At 75.9% G+C, this 12078-nt stretch carries 11 protein-coding genes; 10 read left to right on the top strand and 1 reads right to left on the bottom strand.

Annotated features, from left to right (window positions below; all coding sequences use genetic code 11):
- Positions 1–175: 175 nt before the first annotated feature.
- Positions 176–1318, bottom strand: coding sequence for a DUF1015 family protein (locus ABD158_RS06780; RefSeq protein ID WP_344005441.1), 1143 nt, complete (start codon positions 1316–1318; stop codon positions 176–178).
- Between the two features lie 44 nt (positions 1319–1362).
- On the opposite strand from ABD158_RS06780, the gene ABD158_RS06775 reads away from it, so the two are divergent.
- The 10 genes from ABD158_RS06775 to ald all read left to right on the top strand — a co-directional run bounded on the left by ABD158_RS06775 (position 1363) and on the right by ald (position 12056).
- Positions 1363–2361: an HAD-IIA family hydrolase gene (locus ABD158_RS06775; protein ID WP_344005439.1), complete on the top strand. Its 999-nt coding sequence runs from the start codon at positions 1363–1365 to the stop codon at positions 2359–2361.
- Between the two features lie 10 nt (positions 2362–2371).
- Positions 2372–2518 carry a hypothetical protein gene (locus ABD158_RS06770; RefSeq protein WP_344005437.1) on the top strand — a complete coding sequence of 49 codons (147 nt, stop codon included), beginning with the start codon at positions 2372–2374 and terminating at the stop codon, positions 2516–2518.
- A complete protein-coding gene (locus ABD158_RS06765; RefSeq protein WP_344005435.1) occupies positions 2518–3393 on the top strand; it encodes a TlyA family RNA methyltransferase in 876 nt (291 codons plus the stop codon). The genes ABD158_RS06770 and ABD158_RS06765 overlap by 1 nt, the downstream gene beginning before the upstream one ends.
- Positions 3390–4376 carry an NAD kinase gene (locus tag ABD158_RS06760; protein WP_344005433.1) on the top strand — a complete coding sequence of 329 codons (987 nt, stop codon included), beginning with the start codon at positions 3390–3392 and terminating at the stop codon, positions 4374–4376. Before ABD158_RS06765 ends, ABD158_RS06760 begins: the two co-directional genes overlap by 4 nt.
- Positions 4377–4380: 4 nt before the next feature.
- The gene (gene recN / locus ABD158_RS06755; RefSeq protein WP_344005431.1) at positions 4381–6216 is read left to right on the top strand and encodes a DNA repair protein RecN; all 1836 of its coding nucleotides are present in this window, start codon (positions 4381–4383) and stop codon (positions 6214–6216) included.
- A 92-nt stretch (positions 6217–6308) separates the two neighbouring features.
- Positions 6309–7577: a putative cytokinetic ring protein SteA gene (gene steA / locus ABD158_RS06750; RefSeq protein WP_344005429.1), complete on the top strand. Its 1269-nt coding sequence runs from the start codon at positions 6309–6311 to the stop codon at positions 7575–7577.
- Positions 7577–8515 carry a copper transporter gene (locus ABD158_RS06745; RefSeq protein WP_344005427.1) on the top strand — a complete coding sequence of 313 codons (939 nt, stop codon included), beginning with the start codon at positions 7577–7579 and terminating at the stop codon, positions 8513–8515. Before steA ends, ABD158_RS06745 begins: the two co-directional genes overlap by 1 nt.
- 47 nt (positions 8516–8562) lie before the next feature.
- The gene (gene pyrG / locus ABD158_RS06740) at positions 8563–10266 is read left to right on the top strand and encodes a CTP synthase (RefSeq protein WP_344005425.1); all 1704 of its coding nucleotides are present in this window, start codon (positions 8563–8565) and stop codon (positions 10264–10266) included.
- Complete coding sequence (locus tag ABD158_RS06735) at positions 10266–10886, top strand: NUDIX domain-containing protein (protein WP_344005423.1); 621 nt, start codon at positions 10266–10268, stop codon at positions 10884–10886. Before pyrG ends, ABD158_RS06735 begins: the two co-directional genes overlap by 1 nt.
- Positions 10887–10943: 57 nt before the next feature.
- A complete protein-coding gene (gene ald, locus ABD158_RS06730) occupies positions 10944–12056 on the top strand; it encodes an alanine dehydrogenase (protein ID WP_344005421.1) in 1113 nt (370 codons plus the stop codon).
- The last annotated feature ends 22 nt before the right edge of the window (positions 12057–12078 follow it).

The raw sequence follows: 12078 nt of genomic DNA, 5'->3' as shown, positions 1-12078 counted from the left end.
CCTTTCAGCGCCGATGGTACTGCAACCGAGAGGTTGTGGGAGACTAGGACGCCGCCGGACATCCTTTTAGCGACGAGGGGTCACTCTTCATGAGTGGCCCCTCGTTCGCATTTCCCATTGTTCGCATTCTCAGGGAGTCGTCACCACGAGCGCGCCCTGGGGTGCGGGGGGTCGTTCAGCCGTCGGCGACCGAGCGCATGATCACGCCCGTGGTCGGCTTCGGCTGGAACGACGTGGCCTTCTCGGGCAGGAGACCCTGCTCGGCGACGATCCGGTGCACGACGTCGAACCCCGGCGCCGGCAGCAGCACCGCCACCGCGCGGCCCGGCTCGGCTCGGCGCAGGACGACATCGACCCGGTGGCCGTACTCGGTGGACGTCGGTGCCGGGTCGAGGCGGGGGACGATGTCGTGGTGGAGGACCTCCACGGCAGCACGGCACGTGGGCGCCTCCACGGAGGCGCCGGTGAACGTGGCGACCGCCCAGCGCCGGCCGTCGGTCGCGACCAGCGCACCTGGACCGAGCGCGGCGACCGCGTCGGTCTCCCCGACCTCGGACCACACGAGCCCGCGGGAGGTTTCGACGGCCCGACGGACGTCGTCCATGGAGGTGCCCCGCAGCAGGCGGTGGATCGCACCCAGGAAGAGCGGGGTGTCGTCCTGGTCGACGAGCATCGCCAGGCCGCGGTCCCAGGCCGTGCCGGGGTGGCTCTCCTGCAGCCGCAGGTAGGCGTCGTAGCGGTGGTGGCCGTCGGCGATGACCGCACGCGTGTCGCTGAGCGACTGCTGCAGCTGGGCCAGTGCCTCGGGGTCGCGGACCGCCCAGATGCGGTGCCGCTGGTGGTCGTGGTCCTCGAAGGTCTGCCAGGGCTCGGCCGCCATCGCGCGGTAGACCGCGGCGCGGGTCGCGGGGCGGGCCCGGTGGACCATGAGGATCGGCGCCGGGTTGACCTGCATCTCGTACATCCGCTCGGCCAGCTCGCGCGCCTGGTCGGTGTGGACCCCCTCGTGGGGGAGCACGGCGCGCGCGCCGTCGTCCGCGGCACGACGGGAGAGGTCCATGGCGCCCACGACACCGCGCACCGTGATCCCCGACGTCGTGTACTCGTGCACGTAGACGGCGGGCTCGGGGTCGCGCAGCAGGCGCCCGCGGCGCTCCCAGCTGCGCAGACGGTCGGTCACCGATCGGTAGGGTCGGGCGAGTGCCCGCGCCACCGTGCGGCCACCGGTGCGTCCGGTGTCCAGGCTGATGGCGTGGAACGGCAGCAGCCGTAGCGGCGACGCCACCAGGGGCGGGCTCACCAGCGTCGCTTCGTCCACCCTCCGATCGTAGGGGTGGCCCACCCAGGAGAAGGAGGAGACCGGTGCTGGGACGACAGGGTCCGCTCGTGGAGGCCCACGACCTCGTCATGCTCGACCTCGACGGCGTGGTCTACGTCGGGCCGGACGCCGTGCCCGGCGCGCCTGACCACCTCGCCGCCGCCCGCGACGCCGGGGCGCGGCTCGCCTTCGTGACCAACAACGCCTCACGCCCGCCCGCGACCGTGGCGGAGCGTCTCACCGCCATGGGCGTTCCCGCCGAGGTCGAGGACGTCGTCACCTCCGCGCAGGCCGCGGCGCGGCTCGTCGCCGACCGCTACGGCGCCGGAGCCCGGGTGCACCTGCTCGGGGGCGAGGGCCTGCACGCCGCCGCGGCGGCCGCCGACCTCGTCGCCGTCGCGGTCGGCGACTCCCCGGTCGTGCTCATGACCGGCTACGGACCGGACGTCGCGTGGAAGGACGTCATGGCGGCCGCCGTCGAGGTCGCCGACGGGCTGCCCTGGGTGGCGTCCAACACCGACCGGACGATCCCCACCTCCCGCGGCCCGGCCCCGGGCCACGGGGTGCTGGTCGACATGCTGTCGCGCTTCACCGGCGTGTCGCCCGACGTCGCTGGCAAGCCCTCGACGCCCCTGCTGACCGAGACCATCCGTCGGGTCGGGGGCGAGCGGCCCCTGATGGTCGGCGACCGCCTCGACACCGACATCGAGGGCGCCCACGCCGTCGACGTCCCCTCGCTCCTGGTCCTCACCGGCGTCACCGGGCTCGTCGACCTGGCGGACGCCGCGCCCGAGCACCGCCCGACGTACCTCGCCCTCGACCTCGGTGGTCTCACGGCGGCCCACGAGCCGCCCGAGGGCGACGTTCACGGCTGGCACCTGGACGGGTGGACCGCGCGGGTCGCCGACGGCGTCCTCGAGGTCACCGGCTCCGGCGGGGACGACGCCTGGTGGCGGGCCGCCGCCTGCGCGCTGTGGGACCACCGCGACGCCACCGGCGAGCCGGCCTCGGTGGACGGGGTCGAGCCGCCCGCGACCCGGTAGCGTCGGGGGCATGGACCACAGCGAGACCCCTGACGCGGAGCCGACCGTGCCGGAGGCCCTGGCCGCCCTCGACGGGCTCGAGGACCTGCCGGTCGGCGAGCACCTCGCCGCGTTCGAGCAGGCCCACCGCGAGCTGAGGTCCGCGCTCCAGCTCTGATGGCCGCCCGCAACGCCCGCCCCCGCCGTCAGCGTCTCGACGCCGAGCTCGTCCGTCGAGGCCTCGCCCGCTCGCGGACCGAGGCCGCCCGGCTCGTCGAGTCCGGGCGCGTCACCGTCGCCGGAGCACCCGCGACGAAGCCCGCCACCGGGGTGACCCTCGACGTGGCGCTCGTGGTGCGCGAGGACCCGGGCGACCCGGCGTACGTCTCGCGTGGGGGCCACAAGCTCGCCGGCGCCCTGGCCGTCTTCGGGCCCCTCGGCCTGCAGGTGGCGGGCCGACGCTGCCTCGACGCCGGCGCCTCCACGGGCGGCTTCACCGACGTGCTCCTGCGCGAGGGGGCCTCCGAGGTCGTCGCGGTCGACGTCGGCTACGGACAGCTGGCCTGGAGCCTGCGCAGCGACGAGCGGGTGCAGGTGCACGACCGCACCCACGTGCGTGACCTGACGCCGGACCGGGTGGGGGGCGCCGTCGACCTCGTCGTCGGGGACCTGTCCTTCATCTCGCTGCGGCTGCTGCTCGGGCCGCTGGTCGGGGTCACCCATCCCGACGGCGATCTCGCGCTCATGGTCAAGCCGCAGTTCGAGGTCGGCAAGGACCGGGTCGGCAAGGGCGGTGTCGTGCGCGACCCCGCGCTCCACGCCGAGAGCGTGCTCGGCGTCGTGGCCGAGGCCGCGGGGCTGGGCTGGGGACTGCGTGCGGTCACCACCAGCCCGCTGCCCGGCCCGTCGGGCAACGTCGAGTTCTTCGTGTGGCTGCGCCGCGGCGCGGCCGTCGCCGACCCCGAGGCCCTCGAGCGGCTGGTCGCGGACGAGGTGCGCCGCGGCCCCGGCGCCGCGTCGCCGTCGGAGCCGGGTGAGAGGCTGACGCCGTGACCGACGAGCCCGCCCCCGACCAGGGTCCGACCACCCCGGACCCGCGACGGGTCCTCGTGCTCGCCCACACCGGGCGCGCCGCCTCCTGCGAGGTCGCCCAGGCCTGCGGCGCGGCCCTCGCCGCGCAGGGCCTGGTCGTGCGGCTGCTGCCCGAGGAGGCCGCCGACCTGCACCCCGACGGCCCGCCCCCGGCGGGCCACGAGGTGTGGGCGCCGACCGAGGACGCCGAGGTCGCGGCCGGCCCGGGCGCGGGCTGCGAGCTGGCAGTGGTCATCGGCGGCGACGGCACCATCCTGCGCGCCGCGGAGCTGACGCGCGCCAGCGGGATCCCCCTGCTCGGGGTCAACCTCGGCCACGTCGGCTTCCTCGCGGAGGCCGAGTACGACGACGTCGGCGACACCATCGACGCGGTGGTGGCCCGGCGCTACACCATCGAGGACCGGCTGACCCTCGACGTCCGGGTCCGCCACGGCGAGCACGTCGTCGCCGAGACCTTCGCGGTCAACGAGGCCAGCGTCGAGAAGTCCGAGCGCCAGCGGATGCTCGAGCTCGTCGTCGAGGTCGACGACCGCCCGCTGTCGCGGTGGGGCTGCGACGGCGTGGTCATGGCCACCCCGACGGGGTCCACGGCGTACAACTTCAGTGCCGGCGGCCCCGTGGTCTGGCCCGAGGTCGAGGCGATGCTGCTGGTCCCGATCAGTGCCCACGCGCTCTTCGCCCGGCCCCTCGTCGTGGCCCCCACCTCGGTGCTCGCGGTCGAGGTCGCCGAGCGCCCCGACGGCACGGGCGTGCTGTGGTGCGACGGTCGCCGGACGGTCGACCTGCCGCCGGGCGCCCGTGTCGAGGTGCGACGCGGCAGCCGCCCGCTGCGCCTGGTCCGGCTGCAGACCGCGCCGTTCGCCGACCGCCTGGTGGCGAAGTTCCGCCTCCCCGTCGACGGGTGGCGCGGCGTGCAGCCCGCCGGGCCCCGGACCGGGGGCTGAGCACGTGTTCGAGGAGATCCGCATCACCGGTCTCGGCGTCATCGACGCCTCGACGCTCGAGCTCGGCAGCGGCCCGGGGCTGACGGTGATCACCGGCGAGACCGGCGCCGGCAAGACCATGGTCGTCACCGCCCTCGGGCTCCTGCTCGGGGGTCGGGCCGACTCCGGTGCGGTGCGGTCGGGGCGGCGTAGCGCCCGCGTCGAGGGTCTGGTCCGGGTGACGACCGACGCCACGACGACCGACGCCACGACGACCGACGCCACGACCGACGCGGGGACGGGCGGTGCCGGGCACGAGGCCACCGCCGGCCTGGCCGCGGAGGTCGACGAGGCGGGGGGCGAGGTCGAGGACGGCACGGTGCTGCTGGCCCGCACCATCTCCGCCGAGGGCCGCAGCCGGGCCTTCGTGGGCGGCGCCTCGGTGCCCGCCGCGGTCCTGGCCCGGCTCGCCGAGCCGCTGGTCGCCGTGCACGGGCAGTCCGACCAGCACCGCCTGCTGCGGGCCTCCGCGCAGCGTGAGGCCCTCGACCGCTTCGGCGGCGCCGAGGTCGCCGCGGCCCTGGCGAGGTGGCGCACGCTGCACGCGGAGCTGTCGACGACCGAGCGCAGCCTCGCCGAGGTCGTCGGCACCGCCCGCGAGCGGTCCCGGGAGGCCGAGCTGCTCCGGGCGGGCCTGACCGAGATCGAGGCCGTCGACCCCAGCCCCGGGGAGGACGACGCGCTCGCGGCGGAGGAGGCCCGCCTCGGTCACGCCGAGGAGCTGCGCACCGCCGCCGAGCGCGCGCGGGAGGCGCTCTCCAGCGACTCCGGCGCCCCCGACGCCCTCGCCACCTCGGCCACCGCGCGCTCCGAGCTCGCCGGGGTGCGCGACCACGACGCCGAGGCGGGCGAGCTGGCCGACCGCGCCGCCGAGGTCGGCTACCTGCTCACCGACCTCGCCGCCGACGTCGCCTCCTACGCCGACCGGCTCGACGTCGACCCCGCCCGCCTCGCGGCCGTCTCCGATCGCCGGGCCGCGCTGTCGGCCCTGACGCGCAAGTACGCCGACACGCTGGACGAGGTGCTCGCCTGGGCGCAGGGTGCGTCCGTGCGCCTGCTCGAGCTCGACGGCACCGACGACGAGATCGAGCGGCTGCGCGCCGAGCGGGACCGCCTGCGCGCCGAGCTCGCCGATGCCGGGGTCGCGCTGTCGGAGGCCCGCACGGCCGCTGCCGGGCGGCTGTCGGCCCAGGTCAGCGACGAGCTCACGCTGCTGGCGATGCCGCACGCCTCCGTCGAGGTCGCCGTCCGCCAGCACGAGGTCACCGGGGCGGGGGAGCCCGAGGACACGGTCCCCGGCGCCCCGCTGCGGGTGGGGGAGCGGTGGCTCCAGCACACCGCCACCGGCCTCGACGAGGTCGAGCTGCTGCTCGCCGCCAACGTGGGCGCCGCCGCCCGGCCCCTCCACAAGGGCGCCTCCGGCGGCGAGCTGTCCCGGGTGATGCTCGCGCTCGAGGTGTCGCTGGCCGAGACCAGCCCCGTGCCGACGTTCGTCTTCGACGAGGTCGACGCCGGCGTCGGGGGTCGTGCCGCCGTCGAGGTCGGGCGGCGCCTGGCCCGGCTGGCCCGCACCGCCCAGGTGCTGGTCGTCACCCACCTGCCCCAGGTCGCGGCGTACGCCGACCGCCACGTGGTGGTCGAGAAGTCCAGCGACGGCTCCGTGACCACCTCGGGCCTGACCGTGCTCGACGAGGGCGACCGCGAGCGCGAGCTGTCGCGGATGCTGGCCGGCGTGGACGACTCCTCCTCGGCGCTCGCCCACGCCCGCGAGCTGCTCGAGACCGCCCGCAGCGCGGTCTGAGGCCGCCGGCGGGCGCGCCCGGCCACCCCGGGGGCGACGCGCCGCGCGAGGTGCCGTCGGGGCCCGCGACCGGCTGCGAGCATGGTCGACCGATGAGGCTCTCCCTGCGCGCGACCCCCCGCACCGACACCGAGCCCGGCCTGACGGCCCGGGCCCACGTGGTCGGCCGACGCGACGTCGTCACCGGCGCCCGCGGACCCCGACCCGGTGACGTGCTGGTCGTCGACCGCACCGACCTCGACCGCGCCACCGCCCAGGCGGCCGTCGACGCCGGGGTCGCCGCGGTGCTGAACACCTCCTCCTCGATCTCGGGCCGCTTCCCGACCCTCGGCGCCGGGATGCTCGCCGACGCCGGGATCGTCCACGTCGACCGGCTGGGCGCCCGGCTCCTCGACGCCGTGCGCCACGGCCAGCCCGTGCGCGTGCACGACGCCACCGTCCACGCCGAGGACGGCGAGGTCGGACCCGGCCGTCTCCTCGACCCCAGCCGGGTCGTCGAGCTGCAGGGCCAGGCCCGCAGCTCGATGAGCGCCCACCTCGACTCACTGACCCTCAACGCGGGCGACTTCCTGAAGCGGGAGCACCGCCTGCTGCTGCACGGCAGCGGACTGCCCGACCTGCGCACGGCCATGGCCGGGCGTGCCGTCGTGGTCGTCGGAGCCGGTCACGAGCACCGCGCCGAGCTGCGCGCCGTGCGGGCGTTCGTCAAGGAGCAGCGTCCGGTCGTCGTCGCGGTCGGCACCGGTGCCGTCGTCGCGAGCGACGTCGGCATGACGCCCGACGTCGTGGTCCTCGGTGGGCCCGAGGCCGGCACGGACACCGGCTCCGGTCGCGGCCTGCCTCCGGCCGCCGTGCTGCGCCGCGCCCACGACGTCGTCGTCTGCCGGCCCCGCGGCACCGCGGACGACACCGACGAGCGGCTGTCCCGCCTCGGCGTCACCCCGGCCGCGGTCCGCACGGCCGCGGCGCCGGAGGACGCGGCGCTCCTGCTCGCCCACCACCGCGGCGCGTCCGCGATCGTGGGGGTCGGCCTGCACGGCACGCTCGAGGAGATGCTCGACGGGGACCGCCCCGGCCTGGCCGGGGGCTACCTGACCCGCCTCGAGATCGGTCCGCGCCTCGTCGACGCCACCGCCCTGCCCGGGGTGTACGCCGGGCGCGTCGGCGTGCGCCACCTCCTCGCGGTCCTGCTGGTCGGCCTGGTGGCGCTGCTCGTGGCCGTCCTCGTCACCCCGGTCGGCCAGGAGTGGTACGCCGCCGCGGTCGACGCCGTGCGCGGGCTCGCCGCCCGCCTGCCCGGGGCGCTGCCCGCCGACCGCCTCGCGGACCTCCTCCGCGCCCTGCCCGGAGGGACCTCCTGATGCCCGCACCCGTCAGCGTCCGGCGCCGTCTCGCCCCGGCGGCCGCCGCGGTCCTGGCCCTCGCCGTCGGGATCGCGGTCGGCGCCGGTCCGCTCTCCGACGTCGGCACCGGCACCGAGCAGCTCGCCGCCCGCACCGGCGGCGAGACGATCACCGACGCCACCGCCCGCCGCGCCCTCGACGCCGGCGACGAGCTGGCGGTCGCCGCGGCCCCCGGGCTCTACGACGACGCCCTCGCCGACACCGGGGTCGCGCTGGTCGTGATGCCCGGCGCCGACCCCGAGGTCGTGGACGGCCTGCGTCGCCAGGCCGACGCCGCCGGCGCCGTCGTGACCGCCACCTGGGAGGTCGGCGACGCCCTGCTGGCCTCCGGCGGCACCGCCCTGGTCGACAGCCTCGGGCGCCGCCTGCTGGCGCAGCAGCCGAACCTGCCCGTCGACGCGGACGCCCCGGCGTACGAGCGTCTCGGGGGCCTGCTCGGCGTGGCCGTGGCCAGCACCCGTCCCACGGGCCAGGAGCCGGTCCCGGCGACCCGCACGGTGGCGGAGTCCCTGCGCACCGCCGACCTCGTCGACGGTCCCACCGAGCCGCGCCGCCGCGCCCCCCTCGTGCTCGTCGTGCTCGGCTCCGAGCCGCCCGCGGACGCCGAGCTTGAGGCCGCCGGCGACGCCGTCGCCTCCGGGCTCCTCTCCGGCCTCGGCGAGCGCTCGGTGGCCACGGTCGTGGCCGGCAGCACCGCCTCCGGCGCCGAGGGCTCGCTGCAGCGGCTGCGGGCGACCGGGTCCGCCGGCGACCGCGGCTGGAGCAGCGTCGACGGCGCCGAGCGCGCCAGCGGACGCGTCCTCGCCGCCCTCGCGCTCGTGCAGGGCGTCGACGGCGTGGCGGGCGACTGGGGCACCTCCGGGGCCGACGGGGCGCTGCCCCGGGCGCCCCGCTGAGGCGTGGGTCCCGCCCGCGGCGTCGACCTGGGGTAGGTTGGAGTTCCGTGAAGGATGACGCTCCGACCAAGCACGTGTTCGTGACCGGGGGCGTCGCCTCCTCGCTCGGGAAGGGCTTGAGCGCCTCGAGCCTCGGCAGCCTGCTGAAGTCCCGCGGGCTGCGGGTCACCATGCAGAAGCTGGACCCCTACCTCAACGTCGATCCCGGGACGATGAACCCGTTCCAGCACGGCGAGGTCTTCGTGACCGACGACGGGGCCGAGACCGACCTCGACATCGGCCACTACGAGCGGTTCCTCGACACCGACCTGAACCAGATCGCCAACGTCACCACGGGCCAGGTGTACTCGACCGTCATCTCCCGGGAGCGCCGCGGAGACTACCTCGGCGACACCGTCCAGGTGATCCCGCACATCACCGACGAGATCCGCGACCGGATGCTCGCCATGGGCGGCACCGGCGCCGACAGGGTCGACGTCGTCATCCACGAGATCGGCGGCACCGTCGGCGACATCGAGTCGCAGCCCTTCCTGGAGTCCGCCCGCCAGGTCCGCCAGACCGTCGGTCGCGGCAACTGCTTCTTCGTCCACGTCTCGCTCGTGCCCTACATCGGGCCCTCGGGGGAGCTGAAGACCAAGCCCACCCAGCACTCGGTGGCCGCGCTGCGCTCCATCGGCATCCAGCCCGACGCGATCGTCTGCCGCGCCGACCGCGAGCTGCCGCAGGGCATCAAGCGCAAGATCGCGCTGATGTGCGACGTCGACGAGGAGGCCGTGGTGACCGCCGCCGACGCGCCCTCGATCTACGACATCCCCAAGGTGCTGCACCGCGAGGGTCTCGACGCCTACGTCGTGCGCCGCCTCGACCTGCCCTTCCGCGACGTCGACTGGACGACCTGGGACGACCTGCTGCGCCGGGTCCACCACCCGCGTGAGGACGTGACCGTCGGTCTCGTCGGCAAGTACGTCGACCTGCCGGACGCCTACCTGTCGGTCGCCGAGGCGCTGCGCTCCGGCGGCTTCGCCCACGAGGCGAAGGTGCACCTGCGCTGGATCCCCTCCGACGCGTGCGAGGACCCCGCGGGCGCCGCCCGCGAGCTCGCCGAGGTCGATGCCGTCTGCGTGCCCGGCGGGTTCGGGATCCGCGGCATCGAGGGCAAGCTCGGCGCCCTCACCTACGCCCGCACCCACGGCGTGCCGACGCTCGGGCTGTGCCTGGGGCTGCAGTGCATGGTCATCGAGCACGCCCGCGAGGTCGCCGGGCTCGCCGGCGCCGGGTCGACCGAGTTCGACCCCGACACCCCCGAGCCGGTCGTCGCCACCATGGCCGAGCAGGAGGCCTTCGTCGAGGGCGCGGGCGACCTCGGCGGCACGATGCGGCTCGGGCTCTACCCCGCCGAGCTGGCCGCGGGGTCGCTCGTGCGGGAGGTGTACGGCGCGGCCCGGGTCGAGGAGCGCCACCGCCACCGCTACGAGGTCAACAACTCCTACCGCGAGCGCCTCGCGGAGGCCGGGCTGGTCTTCAGCGGCCTGAGCCCGGACGGGGGGCTGGTGGAGTACGTCGAGCTGCCGCGGGAGGTGCACCCGTACTACGTCGCCACGCAGGCCCACCCCGAGCTGCGCTCGCGACCCACGCGACCGCACCCGTTGTTCGCCGGCCTCATCGGCGCGGCCATCGAGCGTCAGCGCGAGCTGCGGCTCTCGATCGACGACACCGGGCTCGAGCGCCGCTGGGTCGAGGCGGAGGCCTGATGCCAGCCGGGCGCGACCCCGCCGACGCCCCGCTCGCCGACCGCGAGGGCTCCTGGGAGGTCGTGGGCACGCGCGACCTGCACCGCGACGACTGGATCGTCGCGCTGCGCGAGGACGTCGTGCGGCGCCCCGGCCACGACGACACCCACCGCCGCCTCGTGGTCGAGCACCCCGGGGCCGTGGTCGTGCTCGCCGTCGACGACACCGACCCCGACGCGCCGCGGGTCTGCGTGCTGCGCCAGTACCGCCACGCCGGCCCCGGCTGGTACGTCGAGCTGCCCGCCGGCCTGCGCGACGCCGACGGGGAGGACCCCCTGCTCACCGCGCAGCGCGAGCTGCGGGAGGAGGCCGAGCTGGCCGCCGAGCACTGGCAGCCGCTGGCCACGCTCAAGCCCAGCGTCGGGATCTCCGCCGAGGTGCAGCTGATTTACCTGGCCCGCGGGCTCTCGCACGCCGACCGCGGCGACTTCGAGCTGCACGGCGAGGAGGCGGAGATGGACGTCTTCTGGGTCGGTCTGGACGAGCTGCTCGACGCCGCGCTCGACGGCCGGGTCGGGACCAGCCCGCTGGTCACCGCCGTGCTCGCCTACGACGCGCTGCGACGCCGCGGACGCCTGTGACCGTGGACCGCCACGGGCGGCGCGTCGCCGTCGGCGGGGGTGAGTAGGGTGCCGCGGGTGAGGATCGGCGTACCGAAGGAAGTCAAGAACCACGAGTACCGGGTGGCGATCACCCCGGTCGGCGTGCACGAGCTGGTGCGTCGCGGCCACGAGGTCGTCGTCCAGCGCGGCGCGGGCGAGGGGTCCCGGATCCCCGACTCCGAGTACGTCGCCGCGGGGGCCCGGACGGCCGACGACGCCGACGCCACGTGGGGCGAGGCGGACCTGGTGCTGAAGGTCAAGGAGCCGGTGGCGGAGGAGTACCACCGGCTGCGCGAGGGCCTGACGCTGTTCACCTACCTGCACCTGGCCGCCGATCGGCCGCTGACCAGCGAGCTGATGGACCGCGGGGTCACGTCGCTGGCCTACGAGACGGTGCAGCTGCCCTCGGGCGGGCTGCCGCTGCTGTACCCGATGTCGGAGGTCGCGGGCTGCCTCGCGCCCCAGGTCGGCGCCCACGCGCTGCTGCGGGCCCAGGGCGGCCGTGGCGTGCTCATGGGTGGCGTCGGCGGCGTCGCCAACGCTAAGGTCGTCATCATCGGCGCCGGCGTCTCGGGCCAGAACGCCGCCAACATCGCCATGGGCATGGGTGCCGACGTCACGCTCCTCGACACCGACCTCGACAAGCTGCGCATGTCGTTCTGGCGCTACAACAACCGCATCCACGGGCTGGCGTCGTCCGCGCTCGCGATCCGCGACCAGGTCCGTGCCGCCGACCTCGTGATCGGCTCCGTGCTGATCCCGGGCGCGCGGGCGCCCAAGCTCGTGAGCAACGAGCTCGTCGCGGAGATGAAGCCCGGCTCCGTGCTCGTCGACATCGCCGTCGACCAGGGCGGCTGCTTCGAGGACACCCGCCCCACGACGCACGCCGACCCGACGTACGCCGTGCACGGCTCGACGTTCTACTGCGTGGCCAACATGCCGGGCGCCGTGCCCCACACCTCGACCTACGCGCTGACCAACGCGACGCTGCCCTACGCCGTGGCGCTCGCCGACCGGGGCTGGCGCGACGCGTGCGCGGCCGACGCCAGCCTCGCCAAGGGCCTGTCCACGCACGAGGGCGCGCTGCTGTCGGCGCCGGTGGCCGAGGCCCACGACCTCCCGGCGACGGACCCCGCCGGGCTGTGGTGACGTCCGCGTGAGGGGTCCGGTG

It is taken from the genome of Nocardioides lentus (assembly GCF_039529515.1).
GTDB lineage: Bacteria > Actinomycetota > Actinomycetes > Propionibacteriales > Nocardioidaceae > Nocardioides > Nocardioides lentus.
The sequence above is the reverse complement of the archived record's forward strand: the minus strand, read 5'-3'. Positions and strand labels throughout refer to the sequence as shown.